Below are 22,906 nucleotides of genomic sequence, written 5' to 3' on the forward strand. Positions count from 1 at the left end.
GGTCAGCGGCGGAACAGCTCGTTGAGCTGGGCGAACGGTAGTGCCTGTTCCCCGTAGCCGAACGTGCCCTCATCACGAATTTCCAGCGCGGCCCGGTGGAAGGCCCCCAACGCGGCACGGGCCAGCGATGAGCCGACGCTGATACGGCGTACGCCCAGGTCCTGCAACTGGTTGACGCTCAGTGGCACGCCCGCCATGCCCATCAGCACATTCACCGGCCGTGGCGCGACGGCCTGCACTACCGCGCGGATTTCCTCGACAGTAGGCAGCCCGGGCGCGTAGAGCACGTCGGCACCGGCCTCGGCATAGGCCTGCAAACGCAGGATGGTGTCGTCCAGGTCCATGCGCCCGTGCAGCAGGTTTTCTGCCCGGGCGCACAGGGTAAACGGGAACGGCAGGCTGCGCGCCGCCTGCACGGCTGCGCGCACACGCTCTACTGCCAGCTCGAAGTCATGGATCGGTGCATCGCTGCGGCCACTGGCATCCTCGATAGAGCCACCCACCAAGCCGACTTCTGCTGCCCGCAGAATGGTCTGGGCGCAATCTTCGGGCTGGTCGCCAAAGCCGTTCTCCAGGTCAGCAGCCACCGGCAAGGGGGTGGCATCGACAATCTCACCGGCGTTGTCCAAGGTATCGTCCAGGCTCAAGGCCCCTTCGGCGTCCGGCCGCCCCAGGCTGAAAGCCAGGCCTGCACTGGTGGTGGCCAGCGCCTCGAAGCCCAGGCTGGCCAGTAGCTTGGCCGAACCGGCATCCCATGGGTTGGGGATGACGAAGGCGCTGTCGCGCTCGTGCAGGGCCTTGAAGGCTTCGGCTCGCAGGGTTTGCACATCCATGGTTCAACCTCCGGCAGTCAGGGAATGGTCAGAGTAGCCCTAGTTGTTCGACCTCGGGGGTGCGCGGCAATTCCGGCAGCGCGGCAAGGCCCGGCAGGCGCTGCATCAGGCGTTGGTGAAAGCGCTGGGCCAGCGCCGCGGCCAGGCGGTTGTCCGAGGTGTGCAGGAATATGTAGGGGCGGCGGCCTTCCTCGATCCAGGTGGCAACCTTGTCTACCCAGGGGGTAAGGAAGGCCTCGTTGGCCTCCAGCTGCGGATGGCCGATGAAGCGTACCTGCGGCTGCTGGCTGAAGGCTGCCGGGCGTGGAGGTACCTTGGGCTTCTTCGCCTGCGCATGCAGCACGGCGGGGTCATGAGAGGTGCAACTGAACAAGGCGCGCGGGTCGAGGCAGATACGCTCCACACCGCGCTCATGCAGGAGGCGGTTGAGCAAGCGCTCTTCTTCACCCTTGGCGAAGAAGGCCTGGTTGCGCACCTCTACAGCCACCGGCACTCCGATCTCGTCAAGGAAGTGGCAAAGCTCGCCCAGCCGTGCGGGGCCGAACTGGGCCGACAACTGCAGCCAGTAAGGTGCTACACGCTGGCCCAGCGGGGCCATCAGGCGGGTGAAGTCAAAGGCCGGTTCGAGCTGATCGCGCAGGTCGCCTTCATGGCTGATGTCCCTGGGGAACTTGGCAGTGAAGCGGAAATGTTCGGGCATGATCTGCGCCCAGCGCGCAATGGTGCCGGGTGCGGGACGGGCGTAGAAGGTGGTATTGCCCTCGACGGCGTTGAATACCCGGCTGTAGTAGCCAAGCATCTCACTGCTGTTGGCGTCGGCGGGATACAGGTAGTCGCGCCAGGCGTTTTCGCTCCAGGACGGGCAACCGAGAAAATAAGGCAGTGGCGATGAACTCATCCACTAAATGTACAGGTCGAGTCCCATTACTTCCATGTCCCAGTCGGTAAAACCGGCGGTGCTCAGGTAGCTGGCCAATGCGGTAGCAGTGCGGCGGTCACGGGCGCGGGGGAAGATCATGTCCTGCTGGCGGGCTGGCAGGCCGCCACTGCGACGGCGGCCGGTGGCTTCCTGAGGGGCTGGTTCGGCCTGCTCGATCACCTCGGCATCTTCGATGGCCTCGTCACGCACCGCCGCCTTGCGCGGCGAGCGCTTGATCGGGTAGGACTGCGGTGAGAAACCGTCGATACGCATGGCATGAGCACTCAGGACCGATGATGGCAATTTAGCAGCATCAGGGTTCCATCGCTAATGCTCGAGTGATAACTGGACCACAGATCACGCAAAAGGTTTTAGTGTCATCGGTGATAACCGACAAACAACACTCAACGCTTCTTGGGTGTCGCTACATTATCGCGCAGGTAGACCGGTTGCGCCTGCTCGGCAACGATCGCCTCGCCACGTGCCCAGGCAAACCTGGCCAGGCTGAGGATGTCCAGGGCATTGGGCAAGGCGCTGGCATTGCTGGCCGCCACCTGCACCGCCAGGCGCTCGGCATAGCCCCAACCGGTACCCGCACCGAACCACTCGCCACTGCTGCCCGCCGGCAGCGCCACCTGCTCGGGCGGCAGCACCGCCTCTTGGCCGACCAGGCGCATTTCGCCTTCGGCGGCCTGGTAGCAGCCCCAATACACTTCATCCATGCGCGCATCAATAGCGGCCGCCACCTGCTGCACGCCGTGCTCGCGCAGGGCGCCCTGGGCCAGTGCGGCCAGGTTGGACACCGGCAACACCGGGCGCTCCAGGGCAAAGGCCAGGCCCTGGACCACGCCGATAGCAATGCGCACGCCAGTGAACGCGCCCGGGCCACGGCCAAAGGCGATGGCATCCAGCGCGTTCAGCGCTACGCCGGAGTCGGCCAGCAACTGCTTGATCATCGGCAGCAGCTTCTGGGCATGCATGCGCGGGATCACCTCGTAATGGCTGGTTACCTTGCCGTCATGCAGCAGTGCGACGGAACAGGCTTCGGTAGCGGTATCCAGGGCCAGCAGGGTGGTCATCGAACGGGTATCCAGGTGCGAATGAAAAAGAGCGGCAGTATAGAACAGCGGCGGCGTTGTGTCCCCAAGGGGCAGCTGTACGGCCATCAGGCGCTACATGATGAACTGGCGCGGTCTCTGTGGGAGCGGGCGTGCCCGCGAACACCGGCGCAGCCGGTGCCAGCCACCGCGTTGAATTCTTCGCGGGCACGCCCACTCCCACAGAGGCCGCATCAGGGCCGCAATGCCGAGTCCCACAAACGACAACGGCCCGCAAGCGGGCCGTTGTCGAGGTGCGTCAGGCGCTGGATCAGCTCAGGGCTGCCAGGACCTTGGCGGTGATGGCTTCGACCGAACCGACGCCTTCGATGTGGCTGTACTTCGGCTTGCCGGCATTGGCGGCCGACAGCTTCTGGTAGAAGTCCACCAGCGGCTTGGTCTGGCTGTGGTAGACCGACAGGCGATGGCGAACGGTTTCTTCCTTGTCGTCATCGCGCTGGATCAGGTCTTCACCCGTCTCGTCGTCCTTGCCTTCCACTTTCGGCGGGTTGTACTGAATGTGGTAGGTGCGGCCCGAGGCCAGGTGCACGCGGCGGCCAGCCATGCGCCCGACGATTTCCTCGTCGTCCACGGCAATTTCGACCACGGCGTCGATGTCGACACCGGCAGCGACCATGGCTTCGGCTTGCGGGATGGTGCGTGGGAAGCCGTCGAACAGGCAGCCCTTGGCGCAATCAGGCTGGGCGATGCGCTCCTTGACCAGGCTGATGATCAACTCGTCGGAGACCAGCTGGCCGGCATCCATGACTTTCTTCAGTTCCAGGCCCAGCGGGGTGCCGGCCTTGACGGCGGCACGCAGCATGTCACCGGTGGAAATCTGGGGGATACCGAACTTTTCGGTGATGAACTTTGCCTGAGTACCTTTACCGGCCCCGGGAGCTCCCAGCAGAATTACGCGCATCTTGTGCTCCTCAAATTTTTTTATGAAATTCAATGGATTCGGCGACCAGGGCCAAGTCCGGAAAATCGGGTATGACCACAAATCGGTCAGAAGGCTGCTCAAGATACACAGCGCCCGGCAGCCAGACAAGCGTCCCAAAGTTGCAGGAATGCGCCACCTGCGGCCGACCTGGCAGGTGGTTGCGCCCGGCGCAACCACCCTCATCGTTCACTTGCATGCCCAGCACAGCACCCGCCCGGGACGCCTCGGGCCTACCCTCAGCCGGTGTTGCGCAGGCCGGCTGCAATACCCGCTACAGTGACCAGCAAGGCCTGCTCCAACGGGCTGTCCAGAGCGGCTTCGCGGCTGCGCGAGCGGGCCAGCAGCTCGGCCTGCAGACGGTGCAACGGGTCCAGGTAGGTGTTGCGCAGGCTGATGAATTCCAGTGTCTCGGGGCTGTGCGCCAGTAGCACCGGCTGCCCGGTAAGGCCCAGTACCACCTGGCACGACTGCGACAATAGGTCGCGCAGGTGCGCCCCCAAAGGCAACAAATGCGGTTGCACTAGACGTTCGTCGTAGGCCTCGGCGATCTGCGCATCGGCCTTGGCCAGCACCATCTCCAGCATGTCGATGCGGGTGCGGAAGAACGGCCATTGCTCGCGCATCTGCGCCAGCAGTTCACCCTGGCCACGGGCCAGGGCATTGTTCAATGCCGTTTCCCAGCCAAGCCAGGCTGGCAGCATCAGCCGGGTCTGGGTCCAGCCGAAGATCCACGGAATGGCCCGCAGGCTTTCGATGCCACCGGCGCGGCGCTTGGCCGGGCGGCTGCCCAGCGGCAGGCGCCCCAGTTCCTGCTCCGGGGTCGACTGGCGGAAGTACTCGACAAAATCGGGGTTCTCCCGCACCACACCGCGATAGGCCTTGACGCCATCGGCGGCCAGTTGGTCCATCAACTCGCGCCAGGCCGGCTGCGGTGGTGGCGGTGGCAACAAGGTGGCTTCGAGCACGGCGGCCAGGTACAGGTTGAGGTTCTGCTCGGCGATGCCCGGCAAGCCGAACTTGAAGCGGATCATTTCGCCCTGCTCGGTGGTACGGAAGCGCCCTGCCACCGAACCTGGTGGCTGCGACAGGATCGCGGCATGGGCCGGGCCTCCACCGCGGCCTACCGTGCCGCCACGGCCGTGGAACAGCAACAGCTCGACCTGGTGCTCGGCGCAGATGCGCACCAGGTTTTCCTGGGCCCGGTACTGCGCCCAGGCCGCTGCCGTGGTACCGGCATCCTTGGCCGAGTCGGAGTAGCCGATCATCACTTCCTGCGGGCCACGCAGGTTGGCGCGGTAGCCTGGCAGGCCGAGCAGGCGCTGCATCACCGGGCCGGCGTTGTCGAGGTCGGCCAGGGTCTCGAATAGTGGCACCACGCGCATGGGCCGCGTCAGGCCAGCCTCCTTGAGCAGCAACTGCACCGCCAGCACATCCGAGGCAGCACCGGCCATGGAGATGACGTAAGAGCCCAGCGAGGCAGCCGGCGCGGCGGCAATTTCCCGGCAGGTGGCCAGCACCTCGGCGGTATCGGCCTGCGGCCTGAAGTGCGCGGGCAGCAGTGGCCGGCGGTTTTTCAGCTCGGCCTGGAGGAACTCGATGCGCTGCTCTTCATCCCAGTCGGCATAGCGCCCCAGGCCCAGGTAGTCGGTAATCTCGCTCAGCGCATCACGGTGGCGGGCGGCGTCCTGGCGCACGTCCAGGCGCCCCAGGAACAGGCCGAAGGTCACCGCGCGGCGCAGGCAGTCCAGCAACGGGCCTTCGGCGATCACACCCATGCCGCAGGCGTGCAGGGACTGGTAGCACAGCTCCAGCGGCGCGATCAGGTCACGGTTGTCCACCAGCACCTCGGCGCTGGCCGGCTGGTTGCTGGTCAACGCCGAATGCGCCCAGGCGCGCGTCGCCCGCAGGCGGTCACGCAGTTGCTTGAGCACGGCGCGGTAGGGTTCGGCGCTGTCGCCGACACGCTCGCGCAGGGCGTCGTTGGCCTGCTGCATGGACAACTCGGAAGCCAGTGCATCGATGTCGCGCAGGAACAGGTCGGCGGCCATCCAGCGCGCCAGCAGCAGGACTTCGCGGGTGACCGCAGCGGTCACGTTGGGGTTGCCATCACGGTCACCGCCCATCCACGAGGCGAAGCGGATCGGCGCCGCTTCCAGCGGCAGGCGCAGGCCGGTAGCCTCCAGCAGGGCCTTGTCGACCTTGCGCAAGTGGCTGGGAATGGCATGCCACAGCGAATGCTCGATCACCGCGAAGCCCCACTTGGCTTCATCCACCGGCGTAGGCCGGGTGCGGCGGATTTCCTCGGTGTGCCAGGCCTCGGCGATCAGCCGGCGCAGGCGCTCGCGCACCTGCTGGCGTTCGCCCGGGGTCAGGTCGCGGTGGTCCTGGGCAGCCAGCTGGCCGGCGATGGCGTCGTACTTCTGGATCAGGGTACGGCGGGCCACCTCGGTGGGGTGCGCGGTGAGCACCAGCTGGATGTCGAGCTTGGCCAGCTGCCGGGCCAGGGCATCATTGCCGTGCCCGGCCTGCTTCAGGCGCGCCAGCAGTTCGGGCAACACCCGGGCCTCGAACGGCTCGGGCTGGTCGGCGTCGCGGCGGCGGATCAACTGGTACTGCTCGGCCATGTTGGCCAGGTTGAGGAACTGGTTGAAGGCCCTGGCCACAGGTAGCAAGTCTTCTTCGGCCAGGTCCGCCAGGGTCGAGCTCAGTTGCTCGCCGGCGCCGCGACGGTCAGCCTTGGCACTGTGGCGGATGTCTTCGATCTTCTGCAGGAACGCCTCGCCATGCTGCTGGCGAATGGTTTCGCCGAGCAACTCACCCAACACATGGACATCTTCACGCAAACGCACATCGATATCGGTCATTGGCCCTCTCTCCGGCGCGGCTCTGGCGCATTGCATTCCTTTAAGCCTTTACGCGATCCCCTGTGGGAGCGGGTTAACCCGCGAAGAATCCAGCGCGGTGCCTGGCACCGGCTGCGCCGGTGTTCGCGGGTGAACCCGCTCCCACAGGGGTGCGCGGTATTCGCCCCAAGAGTGCCCACAGCCGGGCGGCGATGGCAAGCCGTGATCGGCCAAAGCAAACTAAAGTGAAAGCACGAGACTCCCATGCAATGCAGCCTTTTCAGGCGTCAACAGAGGTCATCATGAAAATTCGTGAACTCGCCCGGCATTGGGAACAGAATGCCGCCGGTACCCTTAGCCCCACGGGCCATGTCCTGCACCTGGACCTGGAGTCAGAGGCGCGCCTGGCCGCGCTGATCGACATGTACCCCAAGCGCACCGCCGAAGAACTGCTCGGTGAACTGGTCGCAGCCGCTCTTGAGGAACTGGAGGCCAGCTTCCCCTATGTGCAGGGCCGCCAGGTCATCGCCACCGACGAAGAAGGCGACCCGCTGTACGAGGACATCGGCCCTACTCCGCGCTTTCTTTCACTGTCGCGGCAGCATCTGCACGCCCTGAGCAACCCCGCAGCCGACAGCGAGAAGTAACCCGCCGCCCCATTCTTCCGGGCCTGGTAGGGGCCCGGAATACCGCTATACACCGCAAAAGTTCCGGACGAATCACACTGACCGATTAGTCAGAAATAGTTGTCCGTTAAGGGTGATTTTTTCTGAACTATCCGGAAAAAGCCTCAGTCACAGCCAATAGCCATCACGCTAAAACCCTGCACACCTGCCGTTGTGCACCGTTGAGCTGAAGCGCGCGGACGTGTCAGGGAATGAGCGATGGACTGCTACGGACATCGTCGTGAACAGGAGTGATCCAATGGAACTGACCACCAAGAAGACCCTCACTTGCAAACCCTCATCCACTCATGTGCGCGGGTTCAAGCTGGCAGCACTGGCCTTGGGCAGTAGCCTGGCCCTGGCCGGCTGTGCGGGCAACCCGCCCACCGAGCAATATGCCGTCACCCAGTCCGCCGTGAACTCCGCCGTCAGCGCTGGCGGCACCGAGTTCGCCGCCGTGGAAATGAAAGCGGCCCAGGACAAGTTCAAGCAGGCCGAGATCGCCATGCATGACAAGAAATACGACGACGCCAGGCGCCTGGCCGAACAGGCCGAATGGGACGCCCGCCTCGCCGAACGCAAGGCCCAGGCGGCCAAGGCCCAGAAGGCCGTGCAGGATGCCCGCGAGGGCGTTCAGGACGTACGTGAGGAAGGCCTGCGCAGCGCTCAATGAGCCCTGCCCTGCCAACCTCGGCCTTCGCAAACGATCAAAGGATGAACACTATGCGCAACTACGTCATGATTCCCGCCCTGCTGGCCCTGAGTGTCGGCCTTGCCGCCTGCTCGCACGACCCAAACGCCAACCTCGAATCGGCCCGCACCAACTTCTCCTCGCTGCAGAGTGACCCGCAATCGAGCAAGGTTGCGGCGCTGGAGACCAAGGATGCCCAGGACTGGCTGAACAAAGCCGACAAGGCCTACATGGACGGCGAAGACGAGAAGAAGGTCGACCAGTTGGCCTACCTGACCAACCAGCGTGTCGAGGTGGCCAAGCAGACCATCGCCCTGCGCACCGCCGAAGGCGAACTGAAGAACGCCTCGGCCCAGCGTGCCCAGGCCAAGCTGGACGCCCGCGACGCGCAGATCGCCAAGCTGCAGGACAGCCTCAACGCCAAGCAGACCGACCGCGGCACGCTGGTCACCTTCGGTGACGTGCTGTTCGACTTCAACAAGGCCGAACTCAAGAGCAACGCCTACCCGAACATCACCAAGCTGGCGCAGTTCCTCCAGGAAAACCCGGAACGCAAGGTGATTGTCGAGGGTTACACCGACAGCGTCGGCTCGGCCAACTATAACCAGGGCCTGTCAGAGCGCCGCGCCAACAGTGTGCGCATGGCACTGGTACGTGCCGGCGTCGACCCGGCGCGCATCGTCGCCCAGGGCTATGGCAAGGAGTACCCGGTAGCGGACAACTCGAGCAATTCGGGGCGGGCGCAGAACCGTCGGGTGGAGGTGACCATCTCCAACGACAACCAGCCGGTGGCGCCGCGCTCGGTGAGCCAGGTGCAGCAGTAAGGTTGGTTAGCTGAACTGACAAGCCCCGCGATCGAAGCGGGGCTTTCTTTTGCCTGTTCCGGCCCTTTCGCGGCTAAAGCCGCTCCCACAGGGATCGCGTACAGCCCGATCCTGTGGGAGCGGCTTTAGCCGCGAAAGGGCCAGCACAAGCAGTAGAGACAATGGCTCACTGTATCTGCTGCGGCGTTTCCTCACCCATGCAGCGCACCGCGCGCTTGCGGTTGTCCACCAGCACGCCGGTCAGGCCTTTCTGCTGGGTGTCGAACAGCACCAGCACGCCATCGACGCACTGGGCCACCTGTGGCGCCGGGTCCAGCGAGACCTTGTAGTCCTCGCCAGGGAGGGTCTTGAGCATGGTGAAGTCCTGCAGCAACAGGGCATCCTCGGGCTTGGCGAAATGCAGGTAACCGTAGTACCACAAGGCCCCCACCGTCACGATGATGCTGCCGACACCGGTCAGGATCAGCGGGATGGCGTTGCGTTCTTCACTCATTGCTTGTTCTTCTCGTCAGGGTAATCGGGCACTTCGGCCAGCCGCCGCAGGCCGTTGAAATGGCTGGGGTCGTCGAGGAAACGCAGCATCACCTGACGCCAGGTCGGGTCGGCGAAGGTCTGTACGTGGCCACCACGGGTCAGTTGCAGTACCCGCGGCGCTGGCGCGTGCTGGTACAGGCGGATGCCGTTGTCCATCGGCACCAGGGTATCGTCGATGCTGTGGAAGAACAGCTTGGGCGGGCTGCTCAGCTGCTCGATCGAGCGGATCGCGCTGTCGCCGTCCGGCACCAGCCACGACAGTGGCACCTGCAGCGGCCAGGTCATCCACGAGGTGCTGAGGGCAAAGCGCCCGACCGCACGGTAGCTGGCCGGCACGCCGTCGAACACCAGGGCGCTGAAACGCTGGCGCTGCTCGGGGTGGGCCGCCAGGTAGTGAATGGCCATGGCGCCGCCCAGGCTCTGCCCCAGCAGCACCAGCGGCTTGCCCTTGACCTCGGGCGCCTGGTCCAGCCACGCCATCGCCGCGGCGATATCCTCATACACCTCGGGCAGGCTCGGCTCACCCTGGGACAGGCCATAGCCGCGGTAATCGATCATCAGCACCTGGTAGCCCTGTTCCGGCAGCCAGTAGCTGCCGCCCAGGTGCCCAGGCAGGTTGCCGCCATTGCCGTGCAGGTGCAGCACCGTGCCCTTGACCTCGACCCCGGCCTTGGCAGGCAACCACCAGCCATGCAGGCGGATGCCATCAGCCGTGGTCAGGGTGACATCGCGGTACTCGAGCCTGGCTCGCTCGGGCGTGAACGGCTGGCCACGCTCGGGGTAGAACAGCAGGCTGCTGCAACCACCCAGGCCCAGCAGGATCAAGCCCAGGGTCAGCAGGCGGCAGCACTCAGAGAATGTTCGCGTAGTCGGCTTCAATGCGGTCCAGGCTCAGATGGTTGAGGAAGTTGGAGAAGCACATCCAGGCCGACAGCGCGTTGAGGTCGCGGAACTGCTCGGGCAGGTACTTGGGCGGCTCGACCAGACCTTCCTCGACCAGCTGACGCAGGGTGCGCATGTCTTCCAGGGTGGTCTTGCCACAGAACAGCAAAGGGATCTGTTCGAGCTTGCCCTTCTTCACGGCCAACTGAATGTAGTTGTAAACCATGATGAAGCCTTTGAGGTAGGACAAGTCCTTGGTAAATGGCAGGCCATTGGGCACCGACCCACGGAACACCCTGCTGGCGTTGCTGTAGCTCTGCGCCATCTCGAAGCCCTGCTCGCGGAAGAAGTTGTAGATCTGCATGAAATCGGCACCCTCCTCGACCATGTGGATGGCGCGGGTGCGGTTGGTGAGCTTGCGCAGGCGGCTGGGGTAGGAGGCGAAGGCGATCACCTCCATGAGGATGGCCAGGCCTTCCTGGGTCACCGTCGACGAGGGCGGGCCCTTGGCCAGGAAGGTACAGATCGGCTGGTTCAGGCCGTTGAGCGTGGTGCCAACATGCACCAGCCCTTCATGCACCTCCAGGGCGCGCACATCACGGGCGTTGAACATGGCGTCGGCACGCACCTTGATGTAGTCGGCCCCGGCCGCGGCATCGGCGACGATACCGTCGGACTCGAACACTCGGATGGTCTCCTCGGCCTCGCCGAACACCTTGTTCAGCCGGTGCTGGAGGATTTCCACGGCCTCCTTGGCGGTGAGGTTCTTCGGTTCGTCCTTGAGGTCGCCACGGCCATCGATGTTGTTCAGGTAGTCCGACAGCATCAGACCGAGGTCGGCCAAGGTCGGGTCACCGGCGTGGAAGGCATCCGAGGCAGCGCCGTACAGCTCCTGGGAAATCAGGCCGAAATCCTCGGTGCCGCGCGCTTCGAGCATGCGCACGACCATGCGGTATTCGCGGCACATGCGCTTCATGATCTGCCCGACCGGGTTGAACTGGCCGAGCTGGCGAATGATGTCGCGCTCGATGCCCTGGAACTCGGCCTTGACCGCGCTGGAATCGAACGCCAGCGGGCGCGACTGGTAGTAGGCACGGTCGACGGCCGGCGGCTCCTTGCCCTTGGCCTTGAGGAAGCCCTGGCGGATGTTGTCGTCCCACTTCACCGCGTCCAGCACCCGGATCGGGGTCTGGGCCGCGACGATGCGGTCGGACAGGGCACGGATGGTTTGCTGGTATTCGTCCACCGGGGGACTCCTTATTGGAACAAAGTGCCAAGCCTTGCATTGCCTGAACCGCCCTCTTCGCGGCTAAAGCCGCTCCTACAGGTACTGCAATCCCTGTGGGAGCGGCTTCAGCCGCGAAGAAGCCAGCGCGGTCATTTGCCGGAACGCTGGAACCGCGCCACTTCAACGAACAGGTCGGAGTTGGCCGGGTCGTCCAGGTAAGCCAGCACCCGCGCCGACGGGCTGTCGATCAGCACGCCGTCGCCGTTGTCTTCAGGCACCTCGGTGCTGCGCCCGGTCAGCTCCTTCTTGTCCACCGCCTGCTGCACCTGCTCGACATCCAGGTTGTAGACCACCAGTTCCTTGCCATCGACGATATCGAAACCGCCGATCAGGAAGTTGCCACCCAGGCGCTTGGGCACGCCGGCCGACAGGTACCAGCGGTTGCCGTGGCGCGACACGGTGAACACGTATTCCTCAGGGGCCTTGCCCTTGGCCGTGGCCACCGCCTTGTAGGCATCGGCGCCGCTACGGCTGATCACCAGCTTCAGCGGCTCGCCCCAGGCGTCCTTGCTGCTCCACTTGCCGAGCAAGGCCTTGGGCGCTGCCTGGTTGCTCGGCAAGGGCTCGTGGAAGGTCACCAGACAACCGCCCAGCAGCAGGAATGACAGAGTCAACAACACCACACGCCAGGCTTTCATCAGGTTCTCCTTGAAAAATCGGTCTCGGCTCAGGCCGACGCCAGCACCAGCTGCAGGTATCGGCTAAGCATAGCGAGCATCTGCCCATCGGCTTGCGCGTTGGCATCCTTGAGCAGGCCCTGATATTCCATCTGCTCGATAATCGCCGTCAACATCTGGGCGTCCTGCTCCGGTTGCCGCGAGCCCACCACCTGCAGCAATTGCCGGGTGCCATGCAGCAGGATCTGCTCGTGGGCGCACACCAGTTCGGCCAGGCGCGGGCACAGCAGCGCCTCCTGGCGGAAGGCCTGCTCGGCCATCAGGAAGTCACGGCGGGTCAGCAGTTGCCGCTGTACGTAGTCGGCAGTCATGCGCGCTACCTCATCAGCCAGGCGTGCCCGCGCCTGCGGGCTGCCGTCGCCCTGGGCCAGCAACTGACGCAACACCACCTCGGTATTGGCCCACAGCTTGGCCATGTAGGCGGCGCTGCGCTCGACATACTGGGCGAAGGTATCGGTGAGCAGGTCCTCGATGTCCTTGAAGTAGTAGGTGGTGGCCGACAGTGGCACACCGGCCTCGGCGGCGACGGCGCGATGGCGTACGCCGCGTACGCCATCGCGCACGACAATGCGCATGGCGGCGTCGAGGATCAGCTGGCGACGCTGCTCGCTGCCTTGGCGGGCAGTCTTGCGGCCTTGGTATTGCACGCTTTCGGCGACGGCGGTGGCGATGCCGGCGGCGCCCTGGTGAGGCATTGCGGGTGTCACGGGGGGTACCTCATGGACAGTGTTTCGTCAGTGCCGGCCTCTTCGCGGCTAAAGCCGCTCCCACAGGGACTGCACCAGCCTGAGGGCAGTGGGATCCCTGTGGGAGCGGCTTTAGCCGCGAAAGGGCCGGCACAGGCAATTCAAGTGTACAGGCAAGAAAAAGCCGCCTCGAAAGGCGGCTCGTTCAATTCACTCAGGCCTGCGGACGCATGTGCGGGAACAGGATCACGTCGCGGATCGACGGCGAGTTGGTCAGCAGCATCACCAGGCGGTCGATGCCGATGCCTTCACCCGCAGTCGGCGGCATGCCGTATTCCAGGGCGCGAACGAAGTCGGCGTCGTAGTGCATGGCTTCGTCGTCACCGGCGTCCTTCTCGGCCACCTGGGCCAGGAAGCGCTCGGCCTGGTCTTCGGCATCGTTGAGCTCGGAGTAGGCGTTGGCGATCTCGCGGCCACCGATGAACAGCTCGAAACGGTCGGTAACAGCCGGGTTGTCGTCGTTGCGACGGGCCAGCGGCGACACTTCGAACGGGTACTCGGTGATGAAGTGCGGCTGCTCCAGCTTGTGCTCGACCAGCTCTTCGAAAATCATCACCTGCAGCTTGCCCAGGCCTTCGTGGCCCAGCACCTTGGCGCCGGCCTTTTTGGCGATGTCGCGGGCGCGGTCGACGTCCTGCAGGTCGGCAGCGGTCAGCTCCGGGTTGTACTTGAGGATCGAGTCGAATACCGACAGGCGGGCGAACGGCTCACCGAAGTGGAATACCTTGTCGCCGTACGGCACGTCGGTAGTGCCCAGTACCAGCTGCGCCAGCTCGCGGAACAGTTCCTCGGTGAGGTCCATGTTGTCGCGGTAGTCGGCGTAGGCCTGGTAGAACTCGAGCATGGTGAATTCAGGGTTGTGACGAGTCGAAACGCCTTCGTTACGGAAGTTGCGGTTGATCTCGAACACCTTCTCGAAGCCACCCACCACCAGGCGCTTGAGGTACAGCTCCGGCGCAATACGCAGGAACATGGCCATGTCCAGGGCGTTGTGGTGGGTTTCGAACGGCTTGGCCGCAGCACCGCCCGGGATGGTCTGCAGCATCGGTGTCTCGACTTCGAGGAAGTCGCGCTCGATGAGGAACTTGCGGATGTGCGAGATCACCTGCGAACGTACACGGAAGGTGTGGCGGGTTTCTTCATTGACCATCAGGTCGACGTAACGCTGGCGGTAGCGCTGCTCGGTGTCGGTCAGGCCGTGGTGCTTGTCGGGCAGCGGGCGCAGCGACTTGGTCAGCAGGCGCACGTGGGTCATTTCGACGTACAGGTCGCCCTTGCCGGAACGGGCCAGGGTGCCTTCGGCGCTGATGATGTCGCCCAAGTCCCAGGTCTTGACCGCGGCCAGGGTTTCTTCCGACAAGGTCTTGCGGTTGACGTAGACCTGAATGCGGCCGGTCATGTCCTGAATGACCATGAACGAGCCACGGTTGAGCATGATGCGACCGGCAACCTTGACCGGAATCGCTGCAGCTTCCAGTTCTTCCTTGGTCTTGTCCGCGTACTGTTTCTGCAGGTCGTTGCAGTAGCTGTCGCGACGGAAGTCATTGGGGAAGGCATTGCCCTTGGCGCGCTCGGCGGCAAGCTTTTCCTTGCGCAGGGCGATCAGGGCGTTTTCTTCCTGTTGCAGGTCTTGCACTTCGGTCTTGAGGTCGCTCATTTCGTCATTCTTTCCATCAGGTGTGCGGTGCCCCTTTCGGGCAGGGCACGCGATACCGGCCCCAGGCCAGGTACCGCGGCAGTTGTGTACGGTTTACAGCCCCTGCTTGAGGCTCGCTTCCAGGTACTGGTCGAGGTCACCGTCCAGGACCTTCTGGCAGTCGCTGCGCTCGACACCGGTACGCAGGTCCTTGATACGCGAGTCATCCAGCACGTAGGAGCGGATCTGGTGGCCCCAGCCGATGTCCGACTTGCTGTCTTCCAGCGCCTGCGAGGCGGCGTTGCGTTTCTGCATTTCCAGCTCGTACAACTTGGCCCGCAGCATTTTCATGGCGGTGTCCTTGTTGGCGTGCTGGGAGCGTTCGTTCTGGCAGGCCACCACGGTGTTGGTCGGCACGTGGGTGATACGCACCGCCGAGTCGGTGGTGTTCACGTGCTGACCACCAGCACCGGAGGAACGGTAGGTGTCGATACGCAGGTCGGCCGGGTTGATCTCGATCTCGACCTTGTCGTCGATCTCGGGCGATACGAACACCGCGGAGAACGAGGTGTGGCGACGGGCACCGGAGTCGAACGGGCTCTTGCGCACCAGGCGGTGCACGCCGATCTCGGTGCGCAGCCAGCCGAAGGCGTACTCGCCCTTGATATGCACGGTGGCGCCCTTGATACCGGCGACTTCACCTTCGGAAAGCTCGATGATGGTAGCGTCGAAACCACGCTTGTCGGCCCAGCGCAGGTACATGCGCAGCAGGATGTTGGCCCAGTCCTGCGCCTCGGTACCGCCGGAGCCGGCCTGGATGTCCAGGTAGGCGTTGTTCATGTCCATCTCGCCGCTGAACATGCGACGGAACTCAAGCAGGGCCAGGGACTCTTCCAGGGCTTGCAGCTCGGTCTCGACGTCGCTTACGGCGCCTTCATCCTCTTCCTCGACGGCCATGTCGAGCAGGTCCTTGCAGTCGGACAGGCCGTTGGACAGTTTGTCCAGGGTCTCGACGACCTGCGCCAGCATGGCACGCTCGCGGCCCAGGGCCTGGGCGTACTCGGGCTTGTTCCAGACGTTGGGGTCTTCCAGCTCGCGGTTGACTTCGATCAGGCGGTCATGCTTGTGATCGTAGTCAAAGATACCCCCGAATGGACTGGGAACGCTCGGTGAGGTCCTTGATGGTGTTCAGGATCGGTTGGATTTCCATGGGCTGGCTACTCGCACGAATTCGGTGAAAAGCCTGCGAGTATAACCGAGTCCGTAGCAAGGCGGCAGACCCGCCGGGCGGTAGCCTATATATAGAGCATTCGGAAATTGCGCAGCCCCTGTGGGAGCGGGCGTGCCCGCGAACACCGGCGAAGCCGGTGCCATACACCGCGTCGTCTGCTTCGCGGCGGTTCGACGCCTCGACACGCCCGCTCCCACAAGGGAAGGTGACACGCTTTCGAACATTGTTCCCTGTGCGACAGCGCAGCCCAAAGGGCTGGGCAATCTCCCACAGGGGCCGCGCCAGCTTCAGCTTTTCAGGCGATGCCAACCTGGTTGCGCCCGCCATTCTTGGCCTGGTACAGGCCTTTGTCCGCCGCCGAGATCAGCTGCCGGCTATGGCTACCGATAGACGGAGTCTGGGTGGCCAGGCCGATGCTCACGGTCAGGTACGAGTTGGTCACCGGGGCGGTGTGCGGGATGCCCAGGCCGAGTACGGTCTGACGCAGCTTCTCGGCCACCAGGCGTGCCCCACCCGGCGAGGTGTTGGGCAACACCAGGACGAACTCCTCGCCGCCATAGCGCGCCGGCAGGTCGGTCGGCCGCGAGCACGAGCCGCGTATCGCCTCGGCCACCTGGCGCAGGGCCTCGTCACCGGCCAGGTGGCCGAAGCTGTCGTTGTAGGCCTTGAAGAAGTCCACGTCGATCATCAGCAGCGACAATTGCTGCTGTTCACGCATGGCCCGGCGCCACTCCAGCTCAAGGTACTCGTCGAAGTGGCGGCGGTTGGACAACCCGGTCAGGCCGTCGGAGTTCATCAGCCGCTGCAGCATCAGGTTGGTATCGAGCAGTTGCTGCTGGCTGACGCGCAGGGCGCGGTAGGCCTCGTCGCGCTGCAGCAAGGTCAGGTAGGAACGCGAGTGGTAGCGAATGCGCGCCACCAGCTCGATGGTGTCCGGCAGCTTGACCAGGTAATCGTTCGCCCCGGCAGCAAAGGCTGCACTCTTGACCAACGGGTCTTCCTTGGTCGACAGGACGATGATCGGTATGTCCTGGGTTGCCGGGTTGTTGCGGTATTCACGCACCAGGGTCAACCCGTCCAGGCCAGGCATGATCAGGTCCTGGAGGATCACCGTGGGCTTGATGCGCACTGCCTGGGCCACCGCCTGGTGCGGGTCGGCGCAGAAGTGGAAGTCGATGTTCTCTTCATTGGCCAGGCCACGCCGCACCGCCTCGCCGATCATGGCCTGGTCATCGACCAGCAGCACCATCGCCGAGTTCTCGTTGGGGGTCGTGAAACCTTCGATCGGTAAATCATTCATACCTGTTCACCCGATCACTACCGGCCTGGCGGCGTGATTCAATACACTTCGTCATTTTGCGAAAAATTCCATCAAGCGCCCGGCTATGCGTTCCAGCGGGCGGATTTCCACTGCAGCATCGATGGCCGCAGCAGCCTTGGGCATTCCGTATACCGCGCTGCTGGCCTGGTCCTGGGCAATGGTCAGGAAACCCTGCTGGCGCATCAGCTTCAGCCCCTGGGCACCATCGCGGCCCATGCCGGTAAGCAATACGCCCACCGCATCGCCGGTCCAATAGCGCGCCACACTTTCGAAGAACACATCGATCGAGGGCCGGTAGATTTCATTGACTGGTTCGGCAGTGTAGGCCAGCTGGCCGTTCTGTAGCAGGCGGATGTGGTGATTGGTGCCGGCCAGCAACACCTGCCCCGGCTGCGGTGGCTCGCCTTCACGGGCCAGGCGCACCGGCAGGCCGGCAGCGCTGCTGAGCCATTCGGCCATACCCGCGGCAAACACCTGGTCCACATGCTGGACCAGCACGATGGCCGCCGGAAACGCCGCCGGCAGGCATTTGAGCAGCACTTCAAGGGCCGCCGGGCCGCCAGCAGACGAGCCGATCGCCACCAAGCCACGGTGCTGGGACGCTGCCCGCACAGGCGCGGCGACCGGGCGGGTAGCCGGTGCGCGCTGCTGGCCAATCAGCCAGCTTATGTTGAGGATCTTGCGCAGCAGAGGCGCTGCCGCTTCGCGCGGATCACCCGCCCCCAGCGCCGGCGTGTCGACCACATCAAGGGCGCCGTGGCCCATGGCCTCGAACACCCGGTGCATGTTCTGCTTGCGGTCGACCGTGACGATGACGATGGCGCACGGGGTCTCGGCCATGATCCGCCGGGTGGCCTCGACACCGTCCATCACCGGCATGATCAGGTCCATGAGAATCAGGTCTGGCTGCTGCTCGGTGCAGCGCTGCACCGCCTCGGCGCCATTGCCGGCCACCCATATGACCTGGTGCGCGGGCTCGAAAGCGACTACCCGGCGCAGCGCCTCGACGGCCATGGGCATGTCGTTGACGATGGCGATCTTCATCCCTGAGCACCTCCGATCAGCTCAACCACAGCATCCAGCAATGCATCGTCGTGGAAACTGGCCTTTGCCAAATAGTAGTCGGCGCCGGCATCCAGGCCACGCCGTCGATCTTCCTCACGGTCCTTGTAGGACACCACCATCACCGGCAGCGATTGCAGGCGCTGGTCGCGGCGCACCAGGGTGACCAGCTCGATGCCGTCCATGCGTGGCATGTCGATGTCGGTGATCAGCAGGTCGAAGTCCTCGCCACGCAGGGCGTTCCAGCCGTCCATGCCATCCACTGCCACCGCTACGTCGTAGCCACGGTTGCCGAGCAGCTTGCGCTGCAGTTCACGCACGGTCAGCGAGTCGTCAACCACCAGGATGCGCTGGCGCGCCACGCCACGGGCACCGCTGCCGCCGCGTTCGATGCGCTCCAGGCTGCCGGTGCTGAGCAGTTTTTCCACCGAGCGCAGCAGGTCCTCGACATCGACGATCAGCACCACCGAGCCATCGTCGAGCAAGGCGCCGGAGGAAATGTCCTTCACCTTGCCCAGCCGTGGGTCGAGCGGCATCACCACCAGCACCCGCTCGCCTACCAACCGCTCCACGGCCACGCCATACAGTTGCTCGCGCTCGCGGATCACCACCACCCGCAAGCTGCTCTCCTGCGCTTGCCCTGCCGGGCGGTTGAGCAGCTGGCTGGCCGCGACCAGGCCGATGTGCCGGCCTTCATGCCAGAAATGCTGGCGCCCTTCGATCTGCACGATCTCTTCGGCGCTCACGTTCAGCGTGCGCTCGATATGGGCGAGCGGGAAGGCATAGGCCTCGCCCCCCACCTCGACCACCAGGCTGCGCACCACCGACAGAGTCAGCGGCACCTGCAGGTGGAAACGGCAGCCCTGCCCGGCCAGCTGGGTCAGCTCGATCGAACCGCGCAGCTCACGGATCATGTGCTGCACCGCATCCAGGCCCACGCCGCGGCCGGACACCTCGGTGACCTTGTCGCGCAGGCTGAAACCAGGCAGGAACAGGAACGTCAGTAACTCTGCCTCGCTCATCCGCGCCACCGTGTCGGCGGGCGACAGGGCACGCTCGACGATGCTGCTGCGCAGGCGCTCGAGGTCGATGCCGGCACCGTCGTCGATCAGTTCCAGGCTGAGCATACCGGCCTGGTGCGAGGCCCGCAGACGAATCACGCCCTCCTCCGCCTTGCCCGCCAGCAGACGACGCTCGGGCAGTTCGATGCCGTGATCGACCGCGTTGCGCAACAGGTGGGTCAGCGGCGCTTCGAGCTTTTCCAGCACATCGCGGTCGACCTGGGTCTTCTCCCCTTCCACCAGCAGGCGCACCGGCTTGCCCAGCGAGCGGCCAAGGTCCCGCACCATGCGGCTCTGGCCGGTCAACACATCGGCAAACGGCCGCATCCGGCAGGCCAGCGCAGTGTCGTACAGCAGTTGCGCGCGCTGGCTGGCCTGCCAGCCGAACTCGTCCAGGTCGCTAGCCTGCTGCTGCAGGATCTGCTGGGTTTCCGCCAGCAGGCGCTGGGTCTGTGCCAGGGCTTCGAGCACCTCGCTGCTCTGGCCACTGTCCTCCAGCTGCATGCGCAGGCCGTCGAGCGCCTGCATGCCCTGGCCGTGCATGCGCTTGAGGCGCTGCAGCGTGGCCAGGTAAGGCTTGAGCCGCTGGGTTTCCACCAACGACTTGCTGGACAGGTCGAGCAGGCTGTTGAGGCGGTCGGCGGTTACCCGCAATACCCGTTCCGTACCTTCGCCCGCGCGCTTGCCGGCCTTGCGATGCAGGGCAGGATCAGGTTCGGGCTCCAAGGGCTCGACAGGCAACGGAAAAGCTTCGGCTTGCACTGCTTGCACCGGCGTTTCCGACACTGCTGGCAAGGCTGGTGGCATGGGGGGCATGACTGCCGCTCCCGGGTCGAGCAGGTTGGCCATTTGCGCGAGGAACACCGGCAGGGTCGCCTGCGCCCCGGTGTCGCCAGGCGTAGCGATGCGCATCAGCAGGTCAGTGCCCTGCAACAGGGCGTCGATGTGCTCGGCGCTCAGACGCAGGCGGCCCTCCTGGGCAGCTACCAGGCAGTCTTCCATGACGTGGGCGACGCTGACACCCTCGTCCACCCCGACGATCCGCGCCGCCCCCTTCAGCGAGTGGGCGGCACGCATGCAAGCCTCGAGCTGGTCGGCCTGCGTAGGGTTACGTTCCAGCGCCATCAGGCCGACGCTGAGCACCTGGGTCTGCGCCTCGGCCTCCAGGCTGAACAGTTCGAGCAACGATGCGTCGCGCATTTGCTCTGGGGTCATGACAGGCTCCGCTGCACGGCAGACAGTAAGTGTTGATCGTCCAGCACTCGCACGCTACGGCCGCGCCATTGCAGGACCGCAGCGGTGAAGTGGGTGGCGTCCTGGCCACTGCCCAGCAGCAGCGGGTCGAGCCGGTGAATGCCGTCGATCTCCTCGACCGCCATCACTACCGGCCCACCCTTGGCGGCCAGGATCAGCATGCGCGGCATCGATCGGCCGCTGCGTGGTTCGCCAGCGCTGGCCTGCACACCCAGCAGGTCGGCCAGTGACAGGCATGGCACCAGCGCACCGCGCACGTTGGCCACCCCAAGCAACACCCGCGAGCGCTGGTGCGGCAGCGAATGCACCGCTTGCAACGGGGCAATTTCGGCCAGGCAGGCAGTGGCCAGCGCCAGCCACTCTTCACCCAGGCGGAACAGCAGCATGGAGCGGCCACTGCTTTCCTCGACCGGCGGCGCCACGGCAGCCTGGTGGTCCTGCATCAACGCATAGCGGTCGAGCAGGCGAGTGGCAGCAGCGGCATAGACCTCGCAGTTGCGGCAGTGAACGTGACGCTCCAGCAGCGGGCACTGTTTGTCGCCGTGCACGCCTATGCGGTTCCAGCAGTCGTCGATGTGCGCGTCATCCTCGGCGAGCAACTGCATCGCGGCTTCCTTCATCGTTCAGACTCCCGGCCAACCCTCGCGGCGCGCTCCTGCAGGCGCCGGGCACCGGCCAGGTCGCCCTGGGCCGCCAGCAAGGCCGCCAGATGCACCAGCGCCTCGGGGTGCTGTGGTTCCAGGTACAGGGCTTTGCGATAATGGGTCAATGCCTGCTGTGCATCGCCCTCGGTATCGCTGAGCAGCCCAAGCCAGTAGTACACCTGCGCCGAAGGCGCGAACTGGTCCAGGTAGCGCTGACATTCGGCACGGGCCGGTTCGCTGGCGCCGGCATTGGCAAGCCGGGCAATGCTGGCCAGCAACTCGCTTGCCTCCTCACGCCTGTGCTCGCGGGCCGGCGCTGGCTTGGCGGCCACGGGCAGCACGCGCAGTGGGCGCGGCAACGCTGCGCTCGGTTGTAAAGAGCCCGGCTTGGCCAGTGTTGGCACTGCGCCCCGCGAGGGCTGCACCGGTGGCGTAACCAGCGCAGCGCCACCGCCTTCCTCGCGCACGTAGGCGAACGACTGGGCAATCCCCAGCGGGCGCATGCCCAACCGCGCCAACAAGCTACCTTCGGCCGGGCCGATGAACAGCACGCCCTGTGGATGCAACAGACGCTTGAGCACCTCGAATACCCGTTGCTGGGTCGGCACGTCGAAATAGATCAGCAGGTTACGGCAGAACACGAAGTCGTACAGGCCATCGCGGCTGGCCAGCGCCGGGTCGAGCACGTTACCTACTTGCAGGCTGACTTGCTCGCGCACCCGCTCATGCAGTTGGTGACCTTCGTCAAGGGCATGGAAGTAACGCGCACGAAAGCCCAGGTCGCTGCCACGGAAGGCATTGCGCCCATATACGGCCTGCCCGGCCTTGGCCACGGAACTGGGGCTGATGTCCATGCCGTCGATCATGAACGCCCCCGGCGCGATACCGGCGTCGAGCAAGGCCATCGCCAGCGAATAGGGCTCCTCGCCGGTCGAGCAAGGCAAACTGAGCAAGCGCAGCGGGCGCGCCCCGGCCAGCTCGGCCAGGCGTTTGTGCGCCAGGCGGGCCAGGGCGGTGAAGGATTCGGGGTAACGGAAAAACCAGGTTTCCGGGACGATGACGGCTTCGATCAGCGCCTGTTGCTCATCCATCGACTGCTGCAGGTGCAGCCAGTAATCATCCAGGTCCGCGGCGTTCACGGCTACGCAACGCTGGCGCAGCGCACGCTCGACCATGGGCGCGCCCACCGACTCCACGTCCAGGCCGATGCGTTCGCGCAAGAAACGGAAAAAACGCTGTTCGATCATGTCGGCATCCCTGTCGGATCATTCACGTACAGCAACTCGTGCACGGCATCTGGCAACAGTTCGTTGACTTCGATGCGCTGCAACAAGCCCTGCTCATCCTGACGCACCGGGCCAAGGTACGGGGCTTCGCCGCTGTCCACGCCATACGGCTGAAACTCGTCGGGGTGGCAACGCAGGGTTTCGGTGGCCTGCTCCAGGATCAGGCCAAGCTGCAAGCCGCCTCGGTAGTGCACCAGCACCAGGCGGGTACTGGTGCGCTGCGCTGCCGGCTGGCCGAAACTCAATGCCGCCAGGTCGACCACCGGCACCAGCAGGCCTCGGTGTGCAAGGATGCCTGCGACCCAGGCAGGCGCCTTGGCGATCGGCTTGAGTGGCTGCTGTGGCAGCACCTCGATCACCTCGTACACGCTCAGGGCAAAGCGTTGCTCGCGGATGCGAAACTGTAGATACAACGCCCCCTTCGCGTTGCCCGCCCGCGCGGCGCGCGTTTGCAAGTCGTCCATCGCAG

The 22,906-nt window shown here is 64.8% G+C and carries 23 protein-coding genes; 3 read left to right on the plus strand and 20 right to left on the minus strand.

All coding sequences use genetic code 11. From position 1 onward, the window contains the following. Positions 1-2 precede the first annotated feature (2 nt). The 7 genes from J5M71_RS02750 to ppc form a co-directional block, all read right to left on the minus strand. The gene (locus J5M71_RS02750; protein ID WP_207829478.1) at positions 3-833 is read right to left on the minus strand and encodes an isocitrate lyase/phosphoenolpyruvate mutase family protein; all 831 of its coding nucleotides are present in this window, start codon (positions 831-833) and stop codon (positions 3-5) included. Positions 834-861: 28 nt separating this feature from the next. Then, on the minus strand, positions 862-1,731 hold the full coding sequence (locus tag J5M71_RS02755; protein WP_207829479.1) for a DUF72 domain-containing protein: 870 nt from the start codon (positions 1,729-1,731) through the stop codon (positions 862-864). 3 nt (positions 1,732-1,734) lie between these two features. Beyond that, the gene (locus J5M71_RS02760) at positions 1,735-2,025 is read right to left on the minus strand and encodes a hypothetical protein (RefSeq protein ID WP_207829480.1); all 291 of its coding nucleotides are present in this window, start codon (positions 2,023-2,025) and stop codon (positions 1,735-1,737) included. A 131-nt stretch (positions 2,026-2,156) separates the two neighbouring features. Then, on the minus strand, positions 2,157-2,831 hold the full coding sequence (gene tsaB / locus J5M71_RS02765) for a tRNA (adenosine(37)-N6)-threonylcarbamoyltransferase complex dimerization subunit type 1 TsaB (protein ID WP_207829484.1): 675 nt from the start codon (positions 2,829-2,831) through the stop codon (positions 2,157-2,159). Between the two features lie 289 nt (positions 2,832-3,120). Further along, the gene (gene adk, locus J5M71_RS02770) at positions 3,121-3,771 is read right to left on the minus strand and encodes an adenylate kinase (RefSeq protein ID WP_003259830.1); all 651 of its coding nucleotides are present in this window, start codon (positions 3,769-3,771) and stop codon (positions 3,121-3,123) included. 10 nt (positions 3,772-3,781) lie between these two features. Further along, positions 3,782-3,988 carry a hypothetical protein gene (locus J5M71_RS02775; RefSeq protein ID WP_207829487.1) on the minus strand — a complete coding sequence of 69 codons (207 nt, stop codon included), beginning with the start codon at positions 3,986-3,988 and terminating at the stop codon, positions 3,782-3,784. Positions 3,989-4,028: 40 nt separating this feature from the next. Beyond that, positions 4,029-6,656, minus strand: a complete 2,628-nt coding sequence (gene ppc / locus J5M71_RS02780; RefSeq protein ID WP_207829490.1) for a phosphoenolpyruvate carboxylase — start codon at positions 6,654-6,656, stop codon at positions 4,029-4,031. 281 nt (positions 6,657-6,937) lie between these two features. On the opposite strand from ppc, the gene J5M71_RS02785 reads away from it, so the two are divergent. The 3 genes from J5M71_RS02785 to J5M71_RS02795 all read left to right on the plus strand — a co-directional run bounded on the left by J5M71_RS02785 (position 6,938) and on the right by J5M71_RS02795 (position 8,815). Beyond that, positions 6,938-7,282, plus strand: coding sequence for a hypothetical protein (locus J5M71_RS02785; RefSeq protein ID WP_063911483.1), 345 nt, complete (start codon positions 6,938-6,940; stop codon positions 7,280-7,282). 277 nt (positions 7,283-7,559) lie between these two features. Beyond that, positions 7,560-7,973, plus strand: coding sequence for a DUF4398 domain-containing protein (locus J5M71_RS02790; protein WP_207829491.1), 414 nt, complete (start codon positions 7,560-7,562; stop codon positions 7,971-7,973). 50 nt (positions 7,974-8,023) lie between these two features. Continuing rightward, positions 8,024-8,815 (plus strand): OmpA family protein, encoded by a 792-nt coding sequence (locus J5M71_RS02795; protein WP_207829492.1) that lies wholly within the window; start codon positions 8,024-8,026, stop codon positions 8,813-8,815. Between the two features lie 166 nt (positions 8,816-8,981). Here J5M71_RS02795 and J5M71_RS02800 read toward each other — a convergent pair whose 3' ends face one another. From J5M71_RS02800 to J5M71_RS02860, 13 genes are all read right to left on the minus strand, one after another. Beyond that, positions 8,982-9,308 (minus strand): hypothetical protein, encoded by a 327-nt coding sequence (locus J5M71_RS02800; RefSeq protein WP_207829493.1) that lies wholly within the window; start codon positions 9,306-9,308, stop codon positions 8,982-8,984. Next, positions 9,305-10,228, minus strand: a complete 924-nt coding sequence (locus tag J5M71_RS02805) for an alpha/beta hydrolase (protein ID WP_063911480.1) — start codon at positions 10,226-10,228, stop codon at positions 9,305-9,307. The genes J5M71_RS02800 and J5M71_RS02805 overlap by 4 nt, the downstream gene beginning before the upstream one ends. Beyond that, a complete protein-coding gene (locus J5M71_RS02810) occupies positions 10,200-11,477 on the minus strand; it encodes a flavohemoglobin expression-modulating QEGLA motif protein (protein WP_025337939.1) in 1,278 nt (425 codons plus the stop codon). The genes J5M71_RS02805 and J5M71_RS02810 overlap by 29 nt, the downstream gene beginning before the upstream one ends. A 131-nt stretch (positions 11,478-11,608) precedes the next feature. Further along, positions 11,609-12,157, minus strand: a complete 549-nt coding sequence (locus tag J5M71_RS02815) for a hypothetical protein (protein ID WP_063911479.1) — start codon at positions 12,155-12,157, stop codon at positions 11,609-11,611. Positions 12,158-12,186: 29 nt separating this feature from the next. Next, positions 12,187-12,891 (minus strand): TetR family transcriptional regulator, encoded by a 705-nt coding sequence (locus J5M71_RS02820; protein WP_063911478.1) that lies wholly within the window; start codon positions 12,889-12,891, stop codon positions 12,187-12,189. 205 nt (positions 12,892-13,096) lie between these two features. After that, a complete protein-coding gene (lysS, locus tag J5M71_RS02825; RefSeq protein ID WP_207829496.1) occupies positions 13,097-14,599 on the minus strand; it encodes a lysine--tRNA ligase in 1,503 nt (500 codons plus the stop codon). A gap of 93 nt (positions 14,600-14,692) precedes the next feature. After that, positions 14,693-15,788 (minus strand): peptide chain release factor 2 gene (prfB, locus tag J5M71_RS02830; RefSeq protein ID WP_096009945.1). Its coding sequence is split into 2 segments (ribosomal slippage): positions 14,693-15,715 and positions 15,717-15,788, totalling 1,095 coding nucleotides; the frame shifts between segments, so codons are not numbered across the junction. Between the two features lie 316 nt (positions 15,789-16,104). Beyond that, positions 16,105-17,109, minus strand: a complete 1,005-nt coding sequence (wspR, locus tag J5M71_RS02835) for a Wsp signal transduction system regulator diguanylate cyclase WspR (protein ID WP_207829500.1) — start codon at positions 17,107-17,109, stop codon at positions 16,105-16,107. A gap of 51 nt (positions 17,110-17,160) precedes the next feature. Next, on the minus strand, positions 17,161-18,174 hold the full coding sequence (gene wspF, locus J5M71_RS02840; RefSeq protein ID WP_207829503.1) for a Wsp signal transduction system protein-glutamate methylesterase WspF: 1,014 nt from the start codon (positions 18,172-18,174) through the stop codon (positions 17,161-17,163). After that, entirely contained in the window at positions 18,171-20,468 is a 2,298-nt protein-coding gene (locus J5M71_RS02845; protein WP_207829505.1) for a hybrid sensor histidine kinase/response regulator, read from the minus strand. The genes wspF and J5M71_RS02845 overlap by 4 nt, the downstream gene beginning before the upstream one ends. After that, the gene (locus tag J5M71_RS02850; protein WP_207829506.1) at positions 20,465-21,127 is read right to left on the minus strand and encodes a chemotaxis protein CheW; all 663 of its coding nucleotides are present in this window, start codon (positions 21,125-21,127) and stop codon (positions 20,465-20,467) included. The genes J5M71_RS02845 and J5M71_RS02850 overlap by 4 nt, the downstream gene beginning before the upstream one ends. After that, the gene (locus J5M71_RS02855) at positions 21,124-22,398 is read right to left on the minus strand and encodes a CheR family methyltransferase (protein ID WP_207829508.1); all 1,275 of its coding nucleotides are present in this window, start codon (positions 22,396-22,398) and stop codon (positions 21,124-21,126) included. Before J5M71_RS02855 ends, J5M71_RS02850 begins: the two co-directional genes overlap by 4 nt. Then, positions 22,395-22,901 (minus strand): chemotaxis protein CheW, encoded by a 507-nt coding sequence (locus J5M71_RS02860; RefSeq protein WP_207829510.1) that lies wholly within the window; start codon positions 22,899-22,901, stop codon positions 22,395-22,397. Before J5M71_RS02860 ends, J5M71_RS02855 begins: the two co-directional genes overlap by 4 nt. Positions 22,902-22,906 lie beyond the last annotated feature (5 nt).

The sequence above is a fragment of the Pseudomonas sp. 43(2021) genome, from assembly GCF_017490805.1.
Taxonomy (GTDB): Bacteria; Pseudomonadota; Gammaproteobacteria; order Pseudomonadales; family Pseudomonadaceae; genus Aquipseudomonas.